The sequence below is a fragment of the Candidatus Anoxymicrobium japonicum genome (genome assembly GCA_002843005.1).
Classification (GTDB): Bacteria; Actinomycetota; Geothermincolia; order Fen-727; family Anoxymicrobiaceae; genus Anoxymicrobium; species Anoxymicrobium japonicum.
On the sequence record PHEX01000038.1, the window covers coordinates 1 to 24,123 of the forward strand.

Below are 24,123 nucleotides of genomic sequence, written 5' to 3' on the forward strand. Positions count from 1 at the left end.
AGGATTAAGGTGGGGGGCGAGGTACCCCCCTGACAAGGGGGGCTAGGGGGGTTCTGCCCCAACCCTCTCCCACCCCACGCGCTTCGCCCGCGGTGACCCTTAGCGGTAAACGTTGCCGGACCCCTCTTAAACTCAACTCTTTACTCCAATTCTGATATATACTCTTGGTATGTAAGATGTGCTTTCTATTACCGGGAGGAAATGAACGCATGATAATCACCTGTGAAAAAAACAAGCTGAACAGCGCGGTACAGGCGGCATTGAGGGGTATTTCAGGCAAAGTCACAATGCCGATCTTGTCAGGGTTGCTGTTTACAGCGGAGAATGGAAGGGTTGCGATCAGCAGCACAGATCTCGAGATAAGTGTGCGCGCTGAACTTGACGCTGAAATCTCAGAAAGCGGATCTACGGTGGTGTCGGGGCGGCTGGTGGGGGATATTCTCAAGAACCTCCCCGGTGGAGACGCGCAGATCGAAACCGACGAAAAATTTTTAACAATCAAATCATCCGGTGGGGAATATCGCATCAGGGAGATGATGCCGGAAGATTTTCCACGCATTCCAAAGTGGGAAGGTGAATCGTTTCTCAAGGCGCCGGGCGGAGAATTCATGGTGGCGGTACAGCAAGCGTCAAAGGCTTCTTCAAGCGACGAAAAAAGACCGGTGCTCACAGGGATGCTCGTGGAGAAAAAAACAGGGGAATCCTCCAGCCTGAAGCTTGTCGCGACAGATAGTTACAGGCTTGCGTCGAAAGAGATAGACGTTGTTGGATCGGTATCTGAGTGGGAAAACTGCATAGTGCCCGTGAAGACAATGAATGAAGTCGCGAGACTCATCGGGGGAATTGACGCGGAGATAGAGATAAAGATGCAGGAAAAACAAATTTTGTTCAGACTGGGGGAACTGGTTGTTGCCAGTAGGCTCATAGAGGGACAGTTCCCAAACTACAGTCTGCTCATTCCAAAGGGTGAAAAGACCAGGGTAACCGCGCCCAAAGAAGAGCTGGCGGCGGCGCTAAAGCGGGCGCTGATATTTGGTCACAAAATAAGAGTGGGAATATACAGTGATCATCTGCGCGTGATGACGGAAACCCCGGACAAAGGCGACTCAAAAGAAGACGTTCCCGTCGAGACAATCGGCGAAGAAATGGAGATTGGCTTCAATGGAGCGTATCTATTGGAGGGAATTATTGGCGCTGAGAGCGAGAATGTGGACATAAGGTTTGACGACCCACAGAAGCCGGCTCTGGTGAAAACGGAAAACAGCGAGAAATATAACTATGTTCTCATGCCTGTCAGACTCGGGCAGTAAAAGAACAAAAGCGCCGGGCGGCGCGGTGAGACAACAACCTTGAGACTGTCCAGGCTAGAGTTAATCAACTTCAGAAATTACGCCCGCCAGGAAATAAACTTCTCAGAAGGCCGGAATATAGTAACAGGCCGGAACGCGCAGGGAAAGAGCAACTTGCTCGAGGCCATCTATCTTCTCTCTCACCTGAGATCAAACCGTGCCATGAGGCTTAGAGAGTTAGTGAAGGACGGAGAAGGACAGGCCGCGCTACGGGGGGTTGTGAACGACCAGGGGGACAGAATCAACCTGAAGATGGCGCTTGGTCCACAGGGCAGAAGCGTAGAGTTAAATGGCCGCAAGACAGGAAACACCACAAAAGCCGCCGGGGCGCTGAAATGCGTCCTTTTTACACCTGACGACCTGTACCTGGTAAAAGGTGACCCGTCGAGGAGAAGAAATTACTTCGACGAAACAATGGAAGAGCTGGGGCCGACGCAGGCCGATGCGGTGCGCCAGTACAGACATATATTGCGGCAGCGCAACGCTCTCTTGCGGAGGTGGGAGGGTCATGGCGCCAGCCTGGAGAGCGCGCTAATTCCGTGGACTGAAGCGCTCGTGTCGAGCGGCGCCGCAATAATAGTAGAACGGCTGAGAATGCTGGAAGAGATAAGTCCCTGCCTCAGGGAAACGTACAAAGCGATTTCAGGAGAAGAAAAAGAGCTGGAAGTGAGGTATCACGGAACCGTGGCGTTGTCTTCATCGGAAGCCGAGGTGGCGACCGCGATGAAGATCGCTCTGGAGAGGTGCGCGAAAGCGGAAAAGAAGATGAGAACGACAACTGTTGGGCCACACAGAGACGATGTTGAAATAAGGTTAGGGGGAAGAGCGGCGCGCGCCTCGGTTTCACAGGGGGAGCAAAGAACAATCGCTTTTTGCCTCAGGGTCGCCCAGAAGAAATATCTGCGCGAGCGGACAGGGAAAGAGCCGGTTCTGCTGCTGGATGACGTTCTCTCGGAACTTGATGAAAGAAGGAAAAACAAAGTGCTGGAACTCGCGGGCGCGGAGAGTCAGGCTATCATCACAGCCACCGGATTACCGCCATCCAACAGGAGGTCTTTAGAGAAGGTTTTTGTGGTCGAGGACGGGAGGGTCTCGTCGGTTGTCTGATATAGAGAGCCTCGGCAGTATCCTGTCGAAAGGAAAATTGCCTGATTTCAAAAAGAAGAAGCAAAAACTCGCGTTGCTCACCGCCAACTGGAAGTATCTGGTCGGAGAGCGTAATGCCGCGCACAGCGTTCCCACGAAACTTGCGAGGGGGACGCTCACAATATCCGCGGACAGCCCTGCGTGGGCGTCTGAGTTGTCAATGACGACAGAAAGCTTGCTGCGACGGATTAGCGGAAGCACGAGCGAGGGGCTGGTGACAAAAGTGAAAATCCGCGCGCGCGGCGGCGCGCCCGTGGAAGGCGTGGCCTCGACAGAAAGGGGCGCCGTGAAAGAGGTGGCGGTGAATAGAGAGCTTGACGAAAAGACAAGGCGGGACATCAACGCCATTGAAGACGAAGAGATGCGCCAGGCGCTGACCAGACTGGCACGCGCAAGCAAAGCAGACGAACAAAACAAGCAAGAAGATCGGTGATTGTTCCCGGCGCTTAAAATCAAGTCGGTCAGCAATGCTATAATAAAGGCGAGAGTTCTACCCGAAAGAGAGCATTCCTCTCCCCGGAGGGCGAGAGAAATCATTTCTCCCCGACAAGGGGGGCGAGGGGGGTTATCCCCCAACAAGATGAGAAAACGCATAATTTGGTTTGACCCCATTATGCGTTTTCTTGGCCGTGAAGAGGGAGAAGCAGTTGGAAGAAAAAGACGTGGAGCAGGCGTATACCGCAAAGAGCATTACCGTCCTTGAAGGGCTGGAGGCTGTGCGGAAGAGGCCCGGGATGTACGTTGGATCCACAGGCACAAGAGGACTGCACCACCTGGTGTACGAGGTTGTTGACAATAGCATTGACGAAGCCATGGCCGGGCATTGCTCAAAGATCTCTGTGACGCTGGAGCGCGACGGCTCGGTAATGGTAATCGACAATGGTCGTGGCATTCCCGTGGGCGAAATAACTCGCTTCAAGAAATCGGCGGTCGAGATTGTGCTGACGAAGCTCCACGCCGGAGGGAAGTTTGGCGGGGGCGGGTACAAGGTCGCCGGGGGCTTGCACGGAGTCGGCCTTTCCGTGGTGAACGCGCTTTCCGAGCGATTGCGGGTACAGGTTTGCAGAGATGGAGGGAAATACAGGCAGGATTTCGAGAGGGGCAAAGCGGTAAGCGGGCTGGAAAAGATCGAAGAGTGCGGAGAAACCGGCACAACCATAATCTTCAAGCCGGACGCAAAGATTTTCGAAGAGATGGAGTTCAAGTACGAGACGATTTCGCAGAGACTGCGCGAGGTCGCCTACCTCAACGCGGGGCTCGAAATCGCGCTGATCGACAGGAGAACCGACGAAGAGAAGTCAAGCTCCTACAAGTATGAGGGGGGAATCGTCGACTTCGTGCTGTCTCTGAACGCATCCAAGGAAACGATTCAGAAACGCACGGCGTACATGACCGGGTCGAGGGAAGACGCTGAGGTGGAAGTGGCTCTTCAGTACAACAACGGCTTCCTCGACAATGTCTTCACTTTCACAAACAACATCAACACGCACGAGGGCGGATCACACCTGGTCGGCTTCAAGGCCGCGCTGACCCGAACCATTAATGACTACGCGAGAACAAAAGGCCTGATAAAGGAGAAAGATCCGAACCTGTCGGGGGAGGACGTGCGCGAGGGGCTTACCGCCATCGTGAGCGTAAAGATGGAAGAGCCTCAGTTTGAGGGACAGACAAAGACCAAGCTGGGGAACCCCGACATCAAAGGGTTTGTGGAATCAACGGTAAACGCCAGACTGGCGGAGTTCCTGGAGGAGAACCCGGCCGACGCCAGGAACATTCTGAACAAAGCGCTGACGGCAAGCAAGGCGAGGTCCGCCGCGCGCCAGGCTCGAGAACTCGTGCGCAGGCAGAACGTCCTGGAGAACAGCACGTTGCCCGGGAAGCTCGCGGATTGCTCGATCAAGGATCCGTCGCTGTGTGAGATATATCTCGTCGAGGGAGACAGCGCCGGCGGTTCGGCGAAGCAAGCAAGAGACAGGAGTTTTCAGGCCATCCTTCCTTTGAGAGGAAAAATCCTCAACGTGGAGAAGGCCGGGCCGAGCAGGGCGTTCTCTTCGCTGGAGATACAGGCGATCATAACCGCCCTCGGGACCAACGTGAAAGACGAGTTTGACATCTCAAAAGCGCGGTACCACCGGGCCATCATCATGACCGACGCGGATGTGGACGGCGCTCACATCAGGACGCTTCTCTTGACGTTTTTCTACCGGTACATGCCGGAGTTGATAGAGGAAGGATACGTCTACGTCGCGCAGCCGCCGCTCTACCGCCTGACTATTGGGAAGAAACACTTCTACGCGTACGACGATGCCGAAATGGATAGAGTCATCAAAGAAAACGGCGGCAAGAAGGCGCAGATGCAACGGTTCAAGGGTCTCGGCGAAATGAACCCGGAACAGCTCTGGGAGACAACGATGGATCCTTCCCGGCGGAATCTCCTGCAGATCAAAATAGAGGACGCCGTAGAGGTGGACACGATGTTCAACACGCTTATGGGAAACGACGTGGAATCGCGCAGGGCTTTCATACAAGAACACGCCTCGGACGTGCGCTTCCTGGATATTTAAACACGATGAGAGCAAACAGGGAAAGGAAAAAAGCCAGGTGATAGACCCTGTCGGCGGGAGGCTGGAGCCGGTAGAGCTGCAGGATGAGGTTCAGCGCTCGTTCCTGGAATACGCGATGAGCGTTATAACACAGCGCGCGCTTCCAGACGTTAGAGACGGGCTCAAGCCGGTGCATCGACGGATTCTCTATAGCATGGGGGATTCGGGGCTTACTCCTAATCAGCCACACAGAAAATGCGCCCGGGTAGTCGGTGACGTCATGGGCCGTTATCACCCACACGGGGACGCAGCTATCTACGATACGCTCGTCCGCATGGCACAGGATTTTTCCTGTCGTTACGAGCTTATCGATGGGCACGGGAACTTCGGGTCGATCGACGGCGACAGCGCGGCGGCCATGCGATACACCGAGGCCCGCCTGGCTTCTGTCGCGCTCGAGCTGCTGGAGGACATCAAGAAAGAGACGGTCGATTTCATCGACAACTATGACGGGTCGATGCAAGAGCCCGTGGTGCTGCCGGGGAAATTCCCAAACCTTCTCGTAAATGGCGCGAGCGGCATAGCGGTGGGAATGGCGACCAATGTGCCACCGCACAATCTGGGCGAGGTTGTGGACGCAACCTGCGCGTACATAGACAACCCGGACATCAGCCTCGCCGATTTGATGAACCACCTCCCGGGCCCGGACTTCCCGACCGGCGGGCTCATCATGGGGGAAGAGGGAATCTTCCAGGCGTACAGCACCGGCCGCGGGATTATCCGTGTGCGGGCGAGAGTTCACTATGAGCAGATAAAGGCCGGGCGTCAGAGGATCGTGGTGACGGAAATTCCCTACCAGGTCAACAAGTCGAAGCTGACCGAGAAAATCGCCGAGATAGTCAAGGCCAAGATAGTGGTGGGGATATCAGATTTGCGGGACGAGTCGGACCGAAGCGGAATGCGGCTCGTCATCGAGCTCAAGCGCGAGATCGACCCGGACATCGTGCTGAACCAGTTGTACAAGCACACGCAGATGCAAAGCTCCTTCGGGATAATAATGCTCGCGCTGGTGGATGGAGTGCCACGCACGTTGCCGGTAAAGCAACTTATCGAGAAGCAGGTCGAGCACCGACAGAAGATTATCGTCAGGAGAACGGAGTTCGACCTGCGGAAAGCCGAGGAAAGAGCGCATATCCTCGAGGGCCTGCTGATCGCGCTCGACCATCTGGACGAGACTATCGCCCTGATAAGAAAATCAAAAACGGTCGAGGAGGCGCGCACCGCGCTTCAAACGCGCTTCGAGCTCACAAGTGAGCAGGCACAGGCGATACTCGACATGCGCCTGCAGAGGCTAACGGGCCTCGAGCGCCAGAAGATCAAAGATGAGATGAAGGAGCTGCGGGACAAAATAATAGAGTACAAGGCGATCCTTGCCGACCCCGAGCGAGTGCTCCTCATCATCAAGGAAGAACTCGAGGAGATGAAACGCAAGTACTCCGACGAGAGGCGAAGCGAGATCGTGGGGCGCTTGGACGACCTTTCTATCGAGGACCTGATCGCCGAAGAGGAAATGGTTGTAACTATCACTCACTCGGGGTACGCGAAACGTCTCCCGGTGACGACTTTCCGCAAGCAGAAACGCGGGGGCAAGGGCGTTACCGGCATGGATCTCAAGGAAGCTGACTTTGTGGAGCATCTGTTTATCACCACCACACACCACTTCATGCTCTTTTTCTCAAACAGGGGGAAGGTTTATAAGCTCAAGGTCTACGAGCTTCCAACCGGAAGCCGAACGACCAAAGGGAAGGCGATGGTCAACCTGCTCCCACTCGAGCACGGAGAGAAAATAGTTGAAGTCATCGCAACCAGAGAGTTCAGCCCGGAACAGTTCCTGGTTACCGCGACCAGGAACGGGATAGTGAAAAAAACACGATTTGACCAGTACAATTCAGCCCGCAAGGACGGCATAATCGCGCTGAGGCTGTTCCCGGGCGACGAGATGATAAGGGCCCGACTGACGTCGGGAGGCGAAGAGCTGCTCCTTATCACATCGCGGGGCCAGGCTATCAAGTTCAACGAGAAAGATTGCAGACCGATGGGGAGGGTTTCGGCCGGCGTGAAAGGCATTACTCTCAACAAGGGCGATAGCGTGCTGACAATGGAGGTGCCCGAGGAGGGCGCCGACGTCTTTGTCCTCACGTCAAATGGTTACGGAAAACGGACTTCGGCCAGGCTGTACCCGGCGCGTAAGCGGGGAGGCAAGGGAGTCAGGACTATAAAACTGACGGAGACCAAAGGAGTTCTGGCGGGAGCGAGAGTCGTCAGAGACAACCAGGAACTCGTCGTCGCGTCACAGGAGGGCATCGTTATCAGGGTTTCCGTCAATGGGATACCCCGAACCGGGCGCGCCACGCAAGGCGTGAAGGTCATGAGAGTACAAAAAGAAGACAGGGTAAGCGCGATCGCTCTAATGGTGGCAGACAATAGCGGCAACGGTGTCGAAGAGGAGTTTGACGCGGAGGAAGACGCTTGAGAGGCTTCAGCGGCGCTTGCCCGTTGTGCCCCGCAATGATACTTTACGAATCCGGCGGGCCTATAGCTCAGCAGGTTAGAGCGCGCCCCTGATAAGGGCGAGGTCGGTGGTTCGAATCCACCTAGGCCCACCAGCTAAGATATTTAGCGTGTTTACTGCGTAGAGGGCATAATGGGGTCAAACCATTTTATGCATAATGGGGTCAAACCATTTTATGCGTTTTCTCAAGGGTGGACGGATTCTCCAGAGGGAGACTTTGCGAAGAAGAGAAAATATCAAATAGGGTTGTCCGCACGAGACCTGGCAGGAGAAATCATGCAAGAACAGAGGATTGAAGACAGGCTAATCTGCGCACTGGATGTTGACACACTCGACAAGGCCAAGAGTATCGTCGATAGGCTGGATGGCGTAATATCTTTTTTCAAAGTAGGCATTGTTTTGCAAATAGCAGCAGGGCAACAGGCCATCGACTATCTTTTGGAAAACAACAAGCGAGTGTTTCTAGACCTGAAATACTATGATGTTCCAGAAACCGTCGAGAAGGCCGTCAAGTGCGCTACAGAAAAGGGAATAGCGCTTCTAACAATACATGGCAACGGAGAAATCATTCAGAAGGCTGTTCACGGCAAGGGCAATTCCGGCCTAAAATTGCTTGCTGTTACGGTACTTACAAGCTTGGACTCTGATGATTTGCACAATATGGGGTATGAATGTTCCGTTGAGGAACTTGTGATGCATAGAACCAGAAAGGCAGTTGAGTATGGTTGTGATGGCGTCATTAGTTCTCCAAATGAAATCAAGATGATTCGAAACGAAGTAGGCCCTCGCCTTATAATAGTGACTCCTGGAATACGGCTAGACGAAAGGCGAGATGACCACAAACGCAAGGCCGAACCGGCGGACGCCATTCGCGATGGCGCCGACTATCTGGTTGTTGGAAGGCCAATAATTCAAGACAAGAACCCAAAAGAAGCCGCCCTCCGCATCATAGAGGACATGAGTCGAGGAGTTTGAGCCTAGCAGAAGGAACGGGCTGCGCACTGGCCACCAACGGTTCTGGAACAGGTCGGACGCACCATTCTGTATTCCATATTTTACAAACGGTCTACCCTGGCGCGGCGTTCACTATTCACGGGCGTTTGCCCACTGTTTCCGACGTCACCTTCTAACCCACTATTCTGAGTTGAGCGCGGCACGGGTTTCCATGTCCGCGTATGTTTTTCCATATAATCTTTCCCCCCCCGCAAAGCGAGGAGTGTTTTCTTCGACCGACGTCTCAAGTCCGCGAGCGGAGGGCGGGGAAGACATGGAAGACATCGCAGTTCGTTTGCGCTCCGGCATCAAACTGGATAATCTACCGCTGTGAGGGAGAAGCGCGTCTGATTAGATGGAGGAGAGACTGTTGACCGAGAAATTTGACGCCGTTGTTATCGGCGCGGGCATCGCGGGGCTTGGTGTGGCGGGGCTGCTGCAGCGCTCGGGCATGAAAACCGTTTGCGTCGAGAAAGACCAGCGGGCCGGCGGGCGGATGCAGGGCTACGATCTCGAGGGTGGATGGCGCCTGGATATCGGCCTGCATATGGCGGAGCTCGGCGACGCCTCTGAGAGCGATGAGATAGTCAAGGCGGTCGGCGGCGAGGTCGAGTGGGCCAGATTCACCGACACAATAGAGATCTATCGAGAAGGGAAGTGGCAGTCGGTTCAAGAGATGATAATCGCCGCCCCGCAGGACATCGATGAGATTAGGCGAATGATGAAACTCATTGTAAAGATGGACGATCCCACGCTGGAGGCGACTGACCTTTTGGGCTGGGGGGACTGGCTCGACGCGAACACGGCCTCATCGGTGACAAAAGAACTTTTTACAATAAACGGCATGATAATGACCACGGTTCCGGATCCGTATGAGATGTCGGCGGGGGAGATCCTGTACATCGCGCGCGAAAACCTGCGCTCAAAGAGGCAGTTCCTGACGGCCGCATACCCAAAGGGCGGGATGCTCGGCATTATCGACCCTCAACGCGAGGCGTTTGAGAAGGCCGGCGGAGCGCTGAGGCTGAACACCGAGGTGGACTCGGTGCTTTTTGACGGCAACATGGTAAAAGGCGTGGCGACCAGAAAGAAAAACCTCTCGCCGTACACCAACGGGTTTTACATGGATGACCTCGCGATGATCGAGGCCCCGGCCGTTGTATGCGCGCTACCGCTCTGGAGTCTGGACGCTATTCTCGACATGAACCCCATGACCGCCGTCTTGCCCGAGTGGTGGGTCAAGAGATGCGAGGATCTCAAGTACGAGACGACAGGGCTTATCGGATACACTATCGCGCTCAGAGAACCCGTGTACGACAAGCCCAACTTTCTGTCCGCGCTCAAGCTCGACCACACGGGCGCGCCTTTCCAGGCGTTCGTGCCGTCGGCGTTCGACCCCGGGGTGGCGCCCGAGGGAAAGTCTCTCATGCAGACCGACTGCGTGGTCGAGGTGGAACAGATATTCGACAAGTTCGAGCTTGCCAGGTTGCTCGACTCCATGTGGACGGACATCGGCGAGATGTTTCCAGGGATCGACGAGAAAGTGGAGTGGAAGTTCGCGTATAAATGCATCGGGTGCGACGGACTGGCGCGCAAGCCCGGGCAGGTTGGCGCGTTCAAGCCGGACGTGGTGGCGCCCGGAGTTCAGGGCCTGTACTTCGCCGGCGACACGTACCGCGGGCGGGGCCTCGCGCTGAACAGCGCGGCGTTGTCGGGCAAGATGTGCGCGCAGAAGGTGCTCGAGAAGTACGGGCCGTGAGCGGTGCGTTGACACAACTGACGCGTGGGAGGGAAAGATGCTCGGCGCAAAGACGGTTGCCCGCGCCAAGATAAACCTGTTTCTTCAGGTCAAAGAGCGGCGGGACGACGGCTATCACAACATCAAGTCGATTATGCAGACGCTCGAGCTCTCGGACGAGCTTTACTTCAGGCGCACGGATGGCGCTTCGGACAAAGTTGTCATCCGCTGCAACGACGCGGGCGTGCCGCCGACCGGCGACAACCTCGTGTCCAGGGCGATCGACGCTTTTGAGGAACACACACGCGTCATGGGCGTTGACGGGGTTGACGTCACTATCAACAAGAGAATTCCTGTGGGCGCGGGGCTGGGCGGAGGAAGCGCGGACGCGGCGGCGGCGTTGCTTGCCATGAATCACATTTATGAGCTCGATATGCCGATGAAAACGCTCATGGACATCAGCGCGCGGATCGGCTCGGACGTGCCTTTTTGCTTGAGCGGCGGAACCGCGCTCGCGACCGGTCGAGGGGAGCTGATTCAGCAGCTTGATTCCCTGCCTCCTCTGCAGGTCATTCTTGCGTCGACCGGCGACGAGGTCTCTACGGGCGAGGTGTACAAGCGTTTCGATGCCCTGGTGGAGCAGGGCCGCATTGGTCCCAGCGATGAGCTGGACGAGCCTCTCGACGCGCTGTTGCGCGGGATAGAAAAGCACGAATTCGATGTTATCTATCCTGCCTTGCGGAACAATCTTGAATCTGCAACGATAGCCACGGACAAGGTGGAGGAGTTCAAGGATTCCGCGATTCGCGCAGGGGCGGTAACGGCAATGATGACGGGAAGCGGATCGACGGTTTTCGCGCTCGTCACGGGCATGGAGCAGGCGGCGCAGGTTGCGTGGGAGCTCGAGAAAGCGGCGCCTGTCACCATAATCACCAGCTTCGCCGGCAAAGGAGCGGAGATCGTCGCGTAAAGCGCAGACGGACTCTGGGGCGTAGCCAAGCGGTAAGGCAGCGGCCTTTGGAGCCGCCATCGGTGGTTCGAATCCACCCGCCCCAGCCATATAGCAGGAGCCATATAAAAGATACCGGGTCGTTTAACTTTCGAAGCAGGTCTTTTTTCTAAAGTTTAAGAGGGGTCTGGCACCGTCTACCGCTAAAGCGGTAGACGGTGCCTGACCCCTCTGGACGGACGATCGACTTTTAGAAAAAAGACCTGACCCCAAAGTTAAATCGGAGAAGTGATGGAAAATAACAGTGAAAAAAAGAACACGCGACTCGCGGTGGTTGTCCTTGCGGCGGGGAAGGGGAAGCGCATGAACTCCGGCGTTCCCAAGGTTCTTCACGAGATCTGCGGACGCCCGCTCATAGGATACGTGCTCGAGGCGACCCGTGCCCTTGGAGCGGGAGAAGTCGTCGTCGTTGTCGGAAACGGCGCCGAGGAAGTCGAGCGGGTTGCGGGCGAGGGCTGCAGGTACGCGCGCCAGGCCGAGCAGAAGGGCACAGGCCACGCGGTCATGGTCGCGCTCGAGGAGATGGACGCGCGCTTTGAAGAGGTTCTTGTCCTGGCGGGAGACGCGCCGTTTGTCACGGCGGAAACGCTTCAACGCCTTGTCGAGGCGCGTCGCGAGCGCCAGGCGGCCGCTTCCGTGATGACCGCCGAGCTGCCGGATCCCGGTGGCTATGGGCGGATAGTGAGAACCCCTGACGGCGAGATCAAATCGATAGTCGAGGAAGCCGACGCTACCGGAGAGGAACGCGCCACAAGCGAGGTCAACTCGTGCACTTACGTGTTTGACCGTGCCACGCTGGAGAGAGAAGCGCGCGCGCTGACGACGGACAATGCGCAGGGCGAGTATTACCTCACCGATGTCATTGAAAATTTCACCGCCCTCGGCCAATCGGTCGTGGCGGTTCGGGGCGCCAGGGAGGAAGCTCTCGGGGTCAACAGCCGCTCCCAACTCGCGGTTGCCGGCCGCGTCATGCGCGCCAGGATCAACGACTCGCTGATGGCCGGCGGTGTCGAGCTGGTAGACCCCTGCAACACCTACATCGACTACGACATTGAGATTGGCCGCGATACAGTCGTCATGCCGATGGTGTTCATGACCGGCGCGACGACGGTCGGCAGGGGATGTCACGTTGGGCCATGTTCCTCGATTAACGATTCAATCGTCGGAGACGGCTGTGATATCCAGTTCTCGGTTGTCGACGGCTGCGAACTTTCAACCGGTGCCACGGTCGGCCCGTTCTCGAGATTGCGCCCCGGCTGCGAACTCGGCCAGGATTCCAAGGCCGGTAGTTTCGTCGAGATGAAAAAGACCACACTCGGTCGCCGCGGCAAGGTGCCACACCTTTCTTACATGGGAGACGCGCAGATCGGGGAGGACGCGAACATCGGCGCCGGTAGCGTTACCTGTAACTACGACGGGGAGAACAAGCATCCCACGACCATCGGCGCGCGCGCGTTCATCGGTAGCGATACAATGTTGCTGGCGCCCGTCGATATCGGCGATGATGCTGTTACCGGAGCGGGCTCCGTGATATCCGAGGACGTCCCCGACGGCGCGCTTGGCATCGAGAGGTCCAGGCAGAAGATAATCTCGGATTACGACAGGAAGAAAAAGGGAAAGACGCCCTGAAACAAGAGAAACGCATGACAGTCAAGCAGGGGGGATAGCATTGAGGGAAGTCACCAGGAAAAGGATGATGGTATTTGCCGGAACATCGCATCGCGAACTCGGCGAGGAAGTCGCGGCGGGCATCGGTGTGACACTCGGCAACGTGGACACCTCAAAATTCGCGAATGGCGAGATATACGTCAGGTTCCTCGACAGCGTCCGCGGGGTAGACGCCTTTGTGATCCAGACGTGCTCCAAGCCCATAAACGACAACATCATGGAGCTCCTGCTCATGATTGACGCGCTGAAGCGCGCGTCGGCGAAAAGAATAACTGCCGTCATGCCTTACTACGGGTACTCGCGGCAGGACAAGAAAACGCAATCTCGCGAGCCTATCAGCGCGCACCTGATAGCGGACGTCCTCACGGCGGCGGGCGCGAACAGGGTGCTGTCGGTGGATTTGCACGCGGGACAAATTCAGGGATTCTTCGACTTTCCGCTCGACCACATAACGGCCATGCCGCTGCTGACGAGCTACTTCATCCAGAAGAACCTCAAAGACGTGGTGGTCGTCTCGCCTGACGCGGGCAGGGTCAAGGTGGCGAAGCGCATGTCTGACGTGTTGCACAAGCCCATGGCGATAATGAACAAAGAACGGCCGGGCAAGAACAAGGCGGAGATATTACACGTGATCGGCGAGGTCAATGACAGGACGGCCATCCTTATAGATGACATGGTGGACACCGCGGGAACGATGGTCAAAGCCGCCGACGCGCTCAAGAAACACGGCGCCAAAGAAATCTACGCGTGCGCGACGCATCCCATCCTCTCGGGGCCCGCGATTGAACGCATTGAACGCTCGGAGATCAAGGAGCTGGTAGTCACAAACACGCTGCCGGTGCCCCCGAAGAACAAGATTGATAAAATAACTGTGCTGTCTATCGCCCCACTCCTCGCGAACACCATCACAGCGGTGTTCAAGGAGGAGTCGGTAAGTGAGATTGCGGGAGCGGACAACCAGACGTAACGGAGAGTGGTGAGAGTTGGAACACAAACTGGAAGCAAACAAGCGTGTTGAAACGGGGAAAGGCGTTGCCCGCAGGGCAAGAGCGCGCGGGGAGGTTCCCGCAGTCGTATACGGGTTGGGAGAAGAGTCGGTGTCCCTCACGGTTAGAGACGAGGACTTGACAGAGATCATCAGAAGCGAAGCGGGCCTCAACGTGCTATTGGACCTGCAGATTGCCGACGGCAGGAAGAAAAAGAAGAATCATCTTGTGATGATAAAGGAACTTCAAAAACATCCTGTGAAAAAGACGCTTCTTCACGTAGATTTTCTCAAGGTCGCGCGGGACACCATGATCAACGTAAAGGTTCCTATTTCTCTTACGGGAGAGGAGGACTCGAAAGGCTTGAAATACGGCGGCACGCTACAGCATAATCTCTGGGAAGTTGAAGTCGAGTGCCTTCCCACAGATGTCCCCGACCGCATTATTGCTGATATCAGCCAGAAAGATATTGGAGATCATTTGGCAGTGGTGGATCTTGTTATTCCGCCAGACGTTACTGTTCTGGCTGAACTTGACGACATCGTTCTTTCGATTCTCGCGCCACGCCTGGAGGTAGAGGAAGAGGCTGGCGAGGAGGAGGCTGTGGAGGTCGGCGAAGAGGGAGCGCCCGCCGAGAAGGCCGCGGAGTCGGGGAGCGCGCCGACCGGTGGCCAGAAAGAGTAAGGCGACCCGCGCCGGCTCGAAGCGGCGCGGCGTTCCGTTGCTGGGAGAACCTGGCCGCTCCGGCGCCATTGGCGCCATTGTGCTCGTGGTTGGTCTTGGGAACCCGGGACGCAAGTACAGGTTTACGAGGCACAACATGGGACGCGTGGCGGCCGAGATCCTCATTCACAGGTCGGACGTGCTCGCCCGGGGCAAGTGGCCGGAAGGTGAACTGACGCTCGTCAGTCAGGGCGGCGCGCGCTTTCTGATCCTGACGCCCGAGACGTTCATGAATATCAGCGGGCGCGCCGTCGCGCCGGTCATCGATAGATACAGACTTTCCCCTGAGCAGGTTCTCGTGCTGCACGACGACATCGACCTTCCTCTTGGAGACGTCAGAGTGAAGCGTGGGGGCGGAACCGCGGGGCACAAGGGGCTGGCGTCATTGGTCCAGGAGCTTGGCGCCGGGAGCTTTGCGCGGATAAGGATCGGGGTAGGGAGACCGCCTGAGGCGGTGGACCCCGCCGAGTATGTGCTCAACGGCTTTTCGAGCGAGGAAAGCCCGCGCGCGGAAAAGGCGGTCAATGACGCGGCGGACGCCGCGCTGGCGGCGGTGCTTGACGACGACACGCATCACGAGGAGAAAAAACTTGGTGAGTGAGAAAGCCATTGCGTGGCTCATGGCGGCCTGTGCAATCTTGCTGTTGCTTACTGCCGGATGTGGTTTGCAGACCGACGAGGCCAACAAATATTTGGAGAAAGCGAACGCGCACCAGCAGGAAGCTGAAGCCAACATCGCGAAGCTCAAGACCCTGCCCGGTGAGTGGGAAAAGAATTTCGCGGCGTGGACGATCGGGCCCACGCAAGTTGACGGGGGCCGTGCGCTCATCAAAGCGCGTGAGGTCGACCTGGATGCGTTGGATGTCGCGCTCGAGGAATGGCTGAAGGATATAAAAGCGATACAGAAGCTCGACGTCGACGAGAAGATCAAGGAGTTCTCCGGACTGAAGGTGGCCTCAATCAAGCAGTGGCAGGGCTACTCCGAGATGTGTCTGAGGCCCCTGGTGAAGGCATACGGCGGCCTTCTCGAGACGATCGCCTTGAACCGCCCGCTTGTCGAGCAACAAGATGCCGCGACTGATATTACCAACCTCGTCGCTGAAGCGACCTCCAAGCTCGAGGAGTGTCTGGCTTCTGAGAAACAGACCGACAACTTCTTCAAAGTAAACAAGCTCGGCAAATAAACTTAACTTTGGGAGCAGGTCTAGACGATCGACTTTAAGAAAAAGACCTGACTCCAAAGTTAAGTTGGGACTCGATGGGTGAAACAGCAGAGGAGATACTCGAAAGAGCGCTTGCGTGGGGTCGTTCACGCGCTATCGCCGAGCGCGCGCGCGGCCCGGGCGAGACGCGAGTATTCACGAGCGACGCGCTGGCGCCGCTACTTGCCGCGGTGATGTTTCGCGCTGTCGGCGATCCGCTTGTGGTCGCGGTGGCGCGCGACGCGGCCGCGCTCGCAGCGGACATCGAGTGCTTTATTCCGGGCGAAGCGTTCCACCTTCCACCGGCCGGCCCTGGCGGGGATTGGCTGCGGCCCTGCGATGAGGTTGCCGGACAGAGGCTGAAGGCCGCCCGTGCGCTTTCGCAGGGCAAGGTCGTGGTCGTCGGGATCGAGGCGCTCGTCGAAGGCATGCCCGAAATGTTCGTGGGACCGTGGCCGCTCGCGCTCGAGGTCGGAGAAGAGTTTGACCGCGAGAGCATGCTTCGCTTGCTCGTTGACGGCGGCTATCAGCGAGAGTACACGGTTGACGGTTGGGGAAGATTCGCCGTCCGCGGTGGGATACTCGACATCTTTCCATCGACATCGGAAAGGCCCGTTCGCGTCGAGTTGCTGGGCGATCGGATCGAGTCGATCCGCGAGTTCAATGTGGTCTCACAGAGATCGGGAAACCTGATCGATGACGTTGAAATTTTTCCGGCGACAGGCGGAGTTTCTTCACCCGGCTTAAGTGGCGACAATAGATCCACGCTTGAAAGACGCGGCTCAAGAGGGCACTTAGTGCCCCTTTCCATAAATACGGTAACGTATCGAGAGCGTCGATGCGCCGTTCCTGCAAATGGCGCTGCGACCGAGTCGTACTCGGTGAGTACGGCGAGGAAGCGGAACGCAGCAGGCGCGGATGCAGCGGCGTTCGCCCGGATGTCCTGGAAGCGCGCGCGCGCGAGTTCATGAGCAAAGCCGGCCTCGAGCCGCCGGACGAGCCCGTCCTCTCGCGCTGGGGGACGATCGTGGCGGCGGAGACCTTTGGCGCTCCAGAGGCGGGAGAACTCGAGTTTCCGGGCGCCGCCGCCAGAGAGTTCCGCGGCGATCTCACCGCCGCCGTCAGGAACTGGAACGATCTCATGTCGTCCGGCAATGACGTCTTTCTCTTGCTGGACGGAAAGGCGCAGGTCGAACGGATCCATGAGCTCTGGCTCGAGTCGTCCGGGGGGAAAGGCGCGCCGCGGGCCGGAGTTGGCGCGCTTCAGCGAGGCTTCAGTATCCCGGAGCTGAAACTGTCGCTGTTCACTTCCAGCGACCTGCTCGGCGCTCGCGAGAAGCAGAGGCGGCCGAGGCGCGTCTCGAGCGGCACGCCGGTCGTCAGCTACGCGGAACTCGAGGTGAATGGGTACGCCGTCCACATGGATCAGGGGATTGGAATTTACCGCGGGCTGGTCTCGCGGGAGGTAATGGGGGTCACGCGCGAGTACCTCTTTCTCGAATACGCCGGAGGGGACAAGCTCTACGTGCCGACCACGCAACTGGGGAAGGTTCAGCGCTACGTTGGAGGCGAGAACCCGAAGGTGCACAGGCTTCGCGCCCGCGATTGGGCGCGGTCGCGCGCCGCCGCCCGCCGTTCCGCTTCAAAGACCGCGCGCGGGCTTCTTCAGCTCTACATGGAGCGAAAAAGCGCTCGCGGATTTGCTTTCTCGCCCGATGAGCCATGGCAACGCGAGCTCGAGGATGGTTTCCCGTACGAGGATACTCCCGACCAGGCAAGAGCCGTAGTCGAGGTCAAGGCCGACATGGAATCAGAAAGCGTGATGGATCGCCTGATCTGCGGCGACGTCGGTTACGGCAAGACCGAGGTGGCGGTGCGGGCGGCGATGAAGTCCGTGCTCGATTCCAGGCAGGTGGCGCTCCTGGCGCCGACGACAATCCTGGCGCGTCAGCATTACGAGACCTTCCGGGAGCGGTTTGACCCGTTTGGGGTGAAAGTCGAGATGCTCTCGCGCTTTCTGTCGCGCAAGGAGCAGGAGTCGATAGCGCGCCAGGCGAGGCATGGCGAGATTGACATCCTCATTGGAACCCACCGAATGCTGCAGAAGGACGTGGCTTTCAAGACCCTGGGTTTGTTTATCGTGGACGAGGAGCAAAAGTTCGGGGTCGCGCACAAGGAGCGTCTGCGGCGGCGCTACAGGGACGTGGACACGTTGACGCTGACCGCGACGCCGATTCCAAGGACGCTTCAGATGTCGCTCTCCGGGATCAGGGATATAAGCATCATAGACACGCCTCCTGAGGACAGGCGCCCTGTTGTTACTTACGTCGGCGAGTTCGACATGAAGCTCGTCCGGCGCGCGGTGAATTACGAGATCGCTCGTGGCGGGCAGGTCTTCTACGTGCACAACAGAATTGCGAGCATCAGGCATGTCGCGGAGACGTTGCGGCATGCGTTCCCCGAAATGTCAATAGCGATCGGGCACGGCCAGATGGACGAGGACGAACTGGAACGCGTAATGCTCGAGTTCGCGGATGGCGCGCACGAAGTGCTCGTTTGCACGACGATCATCGAGTCCGGCCTGGATCTGCCAAATGTGAACACGCTCATCGTTGACCGCGCGGATCTTCTCGGGCTCGCGCAGATGTACCAAATAAGAGGGCGCGTCGGGCGCTCGCGCGTTCGGGCGTACGCGTACATGTTCTACCCGCGCCGCGATACGCTCTCAGACACGGCAGTCGCGAGACTCGCGACCATAAACGAAATGACGCCGCTCGGCTCCGGGATGCGCGTCGCGCAGCGCGACCTGGAAATACGCGGCGCGGGCAGCCTGCTGGGAGCGGAGCAGAGCGGGCAGATAGAAGCCGTCGGGTTTGAACTCTACTGCGAGCTCTTAAAGGAAGCGGTCGAAATCCTCAAAGGCGAGACGCCCGAGGCCACTATCCCTGAGGCCGTGGTGGAATTGCCCGTTGACGCGTATATTCCCGACGATTACATAGCGGATCAGGAGATCAGGGTCGAGGAGTACCGCAGGCTTATTGTGGCAGGCAAGAGTGGAACGATCGATGAGTTTGCCATTGAAATCGAGGATCGTTTCGGCGAAGCGCCGGTGCCCGTGAAGCAGCTTTTAGAGGTCGAGCGCCTGAAGCGGAATGCGGCTCGGGCGGGTATCGTGTCAATTACCATGAAGAAAAACGAGCTCAAGCTCGAGTTCGACGAGGAAGAAGAGCGCGCGATGACAATGGCCGCGTCTTTCGCACAGAGAGAGGGGATCGTTGGAGAGGGATGCGTCTACACGGATAGTGAGTCCTGGACTATATACTTGAAGTTGAGGTTCGAGGAAGCGCACAAGAGACAAGAGCTGTTGTTAAAGTGGTTAAAATCAACTATTGATGATATAATTATGACCGGGGAGACTATCTCCGGCGCTCAAAGGTAGACGGAAAGGTAAACGGTGCCTGACTCCTTGTTCACTTTGTTCAAAGCAGGCGTCGCGCTGGCGCTATCAGTGCTGCTGCTGGCTCTCGCCGGTTGCTCGGGAAGTGCCATTACAGTGAATGGAAACGGCATCGAAAGGGCGCGATTTCAAAGAGAAGTGAACCGAAGGCTTAGCATGGTTCAGAAGGACGACCCCGGGGAGCTCAAAGGGTCACGTGGCGAGAAGTTGAAGGCAAGCACTAAAAGAGAAGTCGCGACGGAGATGATAAAGCGGGTTCTCGTCGATGCGCAGGCAAGGAAACTCGGCGTCGCGCTTCCGGTTGACGCCGTCAACCGGAAGGTAGAGGACGAGCAGCGCAAGGTGGGCAGCGACAGGTTCTTCTCCGACCTTGGCAAGCAGAAGTTGACGCTCGAGGATTACAAGCGCAAAGTCAAAGGAGAATTACTCGTGGACGCGCTCGGGCAGAAGGTTTGCGCCGAGGTGATTGTCTCGAGGGACGACGCCGAGTCGTTTTATCTGACACACAAGAGGTTGTTTACACGCAACGTCATGGTTCACGTTGCCCATATCCTTCTCGATACGCAAGGCGAGGCGGATGCTGTCGCGGCGGACGCGCGCAGGGGAGAGGATTTCTCCCGCATAGCCAAACAGGTGTCAAAGGATAACGCGACACGCGTGAACGGCGGAGATCTGGGATGGATAGAGAAAGGCACGATGGATCCAATGTTCGAGAAAGCGGCGTTTTCGCTGAAATCCGGTGAGGTTAGCGGAGTCGTACAGGCAAGCGACGGGTTCCACGTGATAAAGACGCTGGAGCGCCGCGAGGCCAGCACTCCCCCGTTCTCGGAAGTCGTTCCCGAGGCGATGAAGATGCTGGACAGCCGAAAAAAAGAAGAAATCTTCAGCGACTTCCTACGAACCATTTACGCAAACGCGATCGTCGAGGCGGACGGGGTAGGGAAATGGGATCCACGGATCGGCATGGTGGTAGAGCGATGACCCGACTTAAGAAAAAAGACCTGCCTCCAAAAGTTAGGCGACTTACAGGATCCGTTGACATACCGGAAGGCGTTGGCGAGAAATTCGAAAACCTCGCAAGAATAATGGAAAAGCTCAGGTCGCCGGACGGTTGCCCGTGGGATCTCGAGCAGACGCAGGAGAAGCTCGCGCGCCACCTGCTCGAGGAGGCTTACGAGACGATTGAAGCGATAGATTCGGGCGAATGGAAGCACGTGGGCGAAGAGCTGGGAGACCTTCTGCTGCAGATAGTGTTTCAATCTCGAATCGCCCAGGAGTGCGGGCGTTTTGATCTGGGCGAGGTTGTGGATGGTATCGCTTCGAAGCTCGAGCGCCGGCACCCGCATATATTCGGGGACGTCAAGATTGATACGGCCGAGCAGGTCTCGGTGAACTGGGAGCGCATCAAACGCGAACAGGAAGGCAAGCAAACGGGGATAAATGCGCCGCCAGGGCTCCCGGCGATGCTGGCGGCGGTAAAAGTGCAGAACCACGCCGCGCGCGAGGGGTTTGACTGGATTAACATCGATGGGATTCTGTCGAAGATAGACGAGGAGATCGAGGAGTTGCGCGAAGCGAGGGATAAAGGCGCGACAGAAGCTATCGAGCGTGAGACGGGCGATCTGCTTTTCACGATAGTCAATCTCGCGCGGCGCCTGGATGTGGACCCCGAGCAGGCGTTGCGCCGATCGGTGCGCGAGTTTGTGAGACGTTACGCGTGTATGGAAAAGGAGGCGGACAAGCTTGGCCTGGAGCTGGCCGGCATGAGCCTCGACGAGAAGGATCAATTGTGGCGGGTCGCCAAAACGCAAAAAGGGGTCTGACCTCTTTTTGCACACGAACAGACAGGAGAGGAATATGAGCTCTATATCAGACATTCTTGCCAGGGAGATACTCGACTCACGGGGAAACCCGACGATCGAGGTGGAGGTGCTTCTTTTGGGGGGTGGATTTGGGAGGGCGTCAGTGCCTTCGGGCGCGTCAACCGGGACACACGAGGCGCTGGAGCTTCGCGACGGCGATGACAGCCGCTACATGGGGAAGGGCACGCGCACGGCGGTCAAGAACGTGAACGAGATTATAGGGCCGGAGATTATCGGCATGGACGCGGACGATCAGGGAGATATCGACCGATCGCTGATCAAGTTGGATGGCACGCCCAACAAAGGCAATCTCGGCGCGAACGCGTTGCTCGGCGTGTCACTGGCGGTCGCCCGCGCGTCGGCCGTGGATCACGGAATGCCGCTCTATCAGTATCTCGGAGGGACAAAGGCGAACATACTGCCGGCGCCCATGATGAATGTCATAAACGGCGGCGCGCACGCGGCAAACAATATCGATCTTCAGGAGTTCATGATCTTCCCGCTTGGCGCGTCGAGCTACTCGAACGCCCTGCGCATGTGCGTCGAAACTTACTATGCGCTCAAAGATGTCCTCGAGGCCGCGGGCCACTCGACAGGGGTCGGGGACGAAGGCGGCTTCGCGCCCAATTTGAACTCGACCGAGGACGTCCTCAAGGCGATGATTGAAGCTATCGAAAAAGCGGGATATGAGCCCGGGCGCGATATCTATCTGGCGCTCGATCCGGCGGCAAGCGAGATTTTCTCAGATGGCATGTATGTGCTGGCGGGTGAGGGAAAGAAACTGTCGCCGGACGAGATGGTTGACTACTACTCCGACATCGTGGAGCGCTATCCCATCGTAAGCATCGAAGACGGCATGGCCGAGGAGGACTGGGACGGCTGGAAGGCTCTCACCGACAGGCTTGGAGGCAAGATACAGCTCGTGGGCGACGACCTTTTCGTGACAAAGAAGGAACGCCTGGCAATGGGCATTGAGCGCGGCGTGGCGAACTCGATCCTTATCAAACTCAACCAGATCGGAACGCTTACCGAGACGCTCGAGACCATCGACCTCGCGATGTCAGCCGGCTACAGCGTGGTGGTTTCGCACAGATCCGGGGAGACCGAGGACAACATCATCAGCGATCTGACAGTGGCTGTGGGAGCAGGCCAGATCAAGACGGGCGCGCCGTGCAGGGGCGAGCGGATCAGCAAGTACAACCAGCTCTTGAGGATCGAAGAGAACCTGTACGAAAACGCGGTGTACAAGGGAGCGGAAGCGCTGAGCGTAAAGATATATTAATTCCTCCCCCTTCGAGGAGGGAGGAGAGTCCGTGCCCCCTTTCCCCTGCGGGAGAGAGGGCCATTGGCGGATCCCCCGCGGGCCGTGGCACACGACGGGAGCAGAAGATGGCAGGCGAAACCTGCGGCATCAAGAGCATCAGGGCAAAGATAATCTGCACGATTGGGCCGTCCTCTAATAGCACGGAGATCCTCAGGCACATGATCGGCGCCGGCATGGACGTGGCGCGCATCAACACCGGCCACGCGGACATCGAGGAAGTGCGCCGTTACATCCATGTCTTAAAGAAGGCGAGCGAGTCCTCGAACCGGAGGGTGGGCATTCTGCTGGATCTGCAGGGCCCGAGACTTCGCGTCGGCCCGATCAAGGGGTCGCATCTAGAGCTCGAGGCTGGCCAAAGATTCACCATCACAACTTCACAGAGGCGGGGTGACGAGACGTGTGTGTCTATCGCCTATACAGGACTGACGCAAAATGTTAAACCGGGGGAGAGGATATTCATAGACGACGGGCTCGTCCAGCTTGTGGTCAGAGACATCAGCGGAAACGACGTCAATTGCGAAGTCGTCGAAGGCGGCAAACTGTCACGTGGCAAAGGCATGAATTTTCCGGATTCGAACCTGTCGCTCGCGAGTTTCACAGAGCGCGACAGGCGCTATCTGGAGGCGGGGCTCGAAGCTGGCGTCGATTGGGTTGCGCAATCGTTTGTGCGTTCGCCGGGGGATATCGCGCAGGTGGTTGACGCTGTCCACGACCTGGGCTATCAGGTTCCGGTGATGGCAAAGATAGAAAAGCGCGAGGGAATGGCCAACATCGACGCAATCCTCGACGCGGCACAGGGCATCATGATCGCGCGGGGAGACCTTGGAGTCGAGTTGCCCATCGAGGACGTGCCGCTTATCCAGAAGGAGCTCATCAACAAAGCGGTTCGTGCCGCGCTCCCTGTTGTTACCGCGACGCAGATGCTCGAGTCTATGGTGGACGAACCGCGGCCTACCAGGGCTGAGGCGAGCGACGTGGCAAACGCGATCCTCGACGGCACCGACGCGATTATGCTGAGCGCGGAAACCGCAATCGGGCAATTTCCCGTACAGGCGGTTGAGATGATGGCGCGGATAGCTTCGAGAACGGAACAGGCGGTGGATTACGACCGGGCGCTCGAGGAGAGGGCGCGCCGCGCGCATAGAAATACCGCGGATGCCATAGGCTACGCCGCGTGCAAGGTGGCGGCGGACCTCGGCGCGAAAGCTATAGTGACGATCACACGCGGCGGCTACACCGCCAGGCTGGTGGCTCGCTACAGGCCCCGGGCGCCGATAATAGCGATCAGCCCCAGCGAGGAAGTCATCAATTCGATGTCGCTGGTGTGGGGAGTACAAGGGGTTGTGGCGCCGATGGCTATCGACGTCGCGACCATGATAAAAAACGCCTCGGGCGCCTGCGTGTTGAAGGGCCTGTTGAGAGCCGGAGACCTGATAGTAGTCACGGGGGGATTTCTCGACGAGGAGAGTGGAAAGACCAACATGATACACACCCATACGGTGGCGGAGTAATCCCCCTGACAAGGAAAATTTAGGGGATTAGTGGACGGAG

18 protein-coding genes and 2 tRNA genes are annotated in these 24,123 nt (G+C 57.6%); all 20 read left to right on the forward strand.

What is annotated here, in order from left to right:
• Nucleotides 1-176: 176 nt before the first annotated feature.
• The 20 genes from dnaN to pyk all read left to right on the forward strand — a co-directional run bounded on the left by dnaN (nucleotide 177) and on the right by pyk (nucleotide 24,083).
• A complete protein-coding gene (gene dnaN / locus CVT63_04990; GenBank protein ID PKQ27990.1) occupies nucleotides 177-1,310 on the forward strand; it encodes a DNA polymerase III subunit beta in 1,134 nt (377 codons plus the stop codon).
• Between the two features lie 39 nt (nucleotides 1,311-1,349).
• Complete coding sequence (locus CVT63_04995) at nucleotides 1,350-2,456, forward strand: DNA replication/repair protein RecF (GenBank protein ID PKQ27991.1); 1,107 nt, start codon at nucleotides 1,350-1,352, stop codon at nucleotides 2,454-2,456.
• Nucleotides 2,419-2,928: a hypothetical protein gene (locus CVT63_05000; protein ID PKQ27992.1), complete on the forward strand. Its 510-nt coding sequence runs from the start codon at nucleotides 2,419-2,421 to the stop codon at nucleotides 2,926-2,928. Before CVT63_04995 ends, CVT63_05000 begins: the two co-directional genes overlap by 38 nt.
• 214 nt (nucleotides 2,929-3,142) lie before the next feature.
• Nucleotides 3,143-5,059 carry a DNA topoisomerase (ATP-hydrolyzing) subunit B gene (gene gyrB, locus CVT63_05005; GenBank protein PKQ27993.1) on the forward strand — a complete coding sequence of 639 codons (1,917 nt, stop codon included), beginning with the start codon at nucleotides 3,143-3,145 and terminating at the stop codon, nucleotides 5,057-5,059.
• A gap of 40 nt (nucleotides 5,060-5,099) precedes the next feature.
• Nucleotides 5,100-7,571: a DNA gyrase subunit A gene (locus CVT63_05010; protein ID PKQ28007.1), complete on the forward strand. Its 2,472-nt coding sequence runs from the start codon at nucleotides 5,100-5,102 to the stop codon at nucleotides 7,569-7,571.
• Between the two features lie 56 nt (nucleotides 7,572-7,627).
• A tRNA-Ile gene (locus CVT63_05015) sits at nucleotides 7,628-7,704 on the forward strand.
• A gap of 56 nt (nucleotides 7,705-7,760) precedes the next feature.
• The gene (locus tag CVT63_05020) at nucleotides 7,761-8,585 is read left to right on the forward strand and encodes an orotidine-5'-phosphate decarboxylase (protein ID PKQ27994.1); all 825 of its coding nucleotides are present in this window, start codon (nucleotides 7,761-7,763) and stop codon (nucleotides 8,583-8,585) included.
• Between the two features lie 373 nt (nucleotides 8,586-8,958).
• Nucleotides 8,959-10,362 carry an amine oxidase gene (locus CVT63_05025; protein PKQ27995.1) on the forward strand — a complete coding sequence of 468 codons (1,404 nt, stop codon included), beginning with the start codon at nucleotides 8,959-8,961 and terminating at the stop codon, nucleotides 10,360-10,362.
• Between the two features lie 37 nt (nucleotides 10,363-10,399).
• Nucleotides 10,400-11,311, forward strand: coding sequence for a 4-(cytidine 5'-diphospho)-2-C-methyl-D-erythritol kinase (ispE, locus tag CVT63_05030; protein PKQ27996.1), 912 nt, complete (start codon nucleotides 10,400-10,402; stop codon nucleotides 11,309-11,311).
• 15 nt (nucleotides 11,312-11,326) lie between these two features.
• Nucleotides 11,327-11,400, forward strand: a tRNA-Gln gene (locus tag CVT63_05035).
• Nucleotides 11,401-11,581: 181 nt separating this feature from the next.
• Nucleotides 11,582-12,979 (forward strand): bifunctional UDP-N-acetylglucosamine diphosphorylase/glucosamine-1-phosphate N-acetyltransferase GlmU, encoded by a 1,398-nt coding sequence (gene glmU, locus CVT63_05040; GenBank protein PKQ27997.1) that lies wholly within the window; start codon nucleotides 11,582-11,584, stop codon nucleotides 12,977-12,979.
• 64 nt (nucleotides 12,980-13,043) lie between these two features.
• Nucleotides 13,044-13,985, forward strand: coding sequence for a ribose-phosphate pyrophosphokinase (locus CVT63_05045; GenBank protein PKQ27998.1), 942 nt, complete (start codon nucleotides 13,044-13,046; stop codon nucleotides 13,983-13,985).
• A 16-nt stretch (nucleotides 13,986-14,001) separates the two neighbouring features.
• On the forward strand, nucleotides 14,002-14,688 hold the full coding sequence (locus CVT63_05050; GenBank protein ID PKQ27999.1) for a 50S ribosomal protein L25: 687 nt from the start codon (nucleotides 14,002-14,004) through the stop codon (nucleotides 14,686-14,688).
• Nucleotides 14,591-15,328, forward strand: a complete 738-nt coding sequence (locus CVT63_05055) for an aminoacyl-tRNA hydrolase (protein ID PKQ28000.1) — start codon at nucleotides 14,591-14,593, stop codon at nucleotides 15,326-15,328. The genes CVT63_05050 and CVT63_05055 overlap by 98 nt, the downstream gene beginning before the upstream one ends.
• Nucleotides 15,318-15,911 carry a hypothetical protein gene (locus CVT63_05060; protein PKQ28001.1) on the forward strand — a complete coding sequence of 198 codons (594 nt, stop codon included), beginning with the start codon at nucleotides 15,318-15,320 and terminating at the stop codon, nucleotides 15,909-15,911. Before CVT63_05055 ends, CVT63_05060 begins: the two co-directional genes overlap by 11 nt.
• 856 nt (nucleotides 15,912-16,767) lie before the next feature.
• Entirely contained in the window at nucleotides 16,768-19,368 is a 2,601-nt protein-coding gene (gene mfd, locus CVT63_05065) for a transcription-repair coupling factor (protein ID PKQ28002.1), read from the forward strand.
• Between the two features lie 15 nt (nucleotides 19,369-19,383).
• Nucleotides 19,384-20,367, forward strand: a complete 984-nt coding sequence (locus CVT63_05070) for a hypothetical protein (protein ID PKQ28003.1) — start codon at nucleotides 19,384-19,386, stop codon at nucleotides 20,365-20,367.
• Nucleotides 20,364-21,209 carry a nucleoside triphosphate pyrophosphohydrolase gene (locus CVT63_05075; protein ID PKQ28004.1) on the forward strand — a complete coding sequence of 282 codons (846 nt, stop codon included), beginning with the start codon at nucleotides 20,364-20,366 and terminating at the stop codon, nucleotides 21,207-21,209. Before CVT63_05070 ends, CVT63_05075 begins: the two co-directional genes overlap by 4 nt.
• Nucleotides 21,210-21,243: 34 nt before the next feature.
• Nucleotides 21,244-22,530, forward strand: coding sequence for a phosphopyruvate hydratase (locus CVT63_05080; GenBank protein PKQ28005.1), 1,287 nt, complete (start codon nucleotides 21,244-21,246; stop codon nucleotides 22,528-22,530).
• 107 nt (nucleotides 22,531-22,637) lie between these two features.
• On the forward strand, nucleotides 22,638-24,083 hold the full coding sequence (gene pyk, locus CVT63_05085) for a pyruvate kinase (GenBank protein PKQ28006.1): 1,446 nt from the start codon (nucleotides 22,638-22,640) through the stop codon (nucleotides 24,081-24,083).
• The last annotated feature ends 40 nt before the right edge of the window (nucleotides 24,084-24,123 follow it).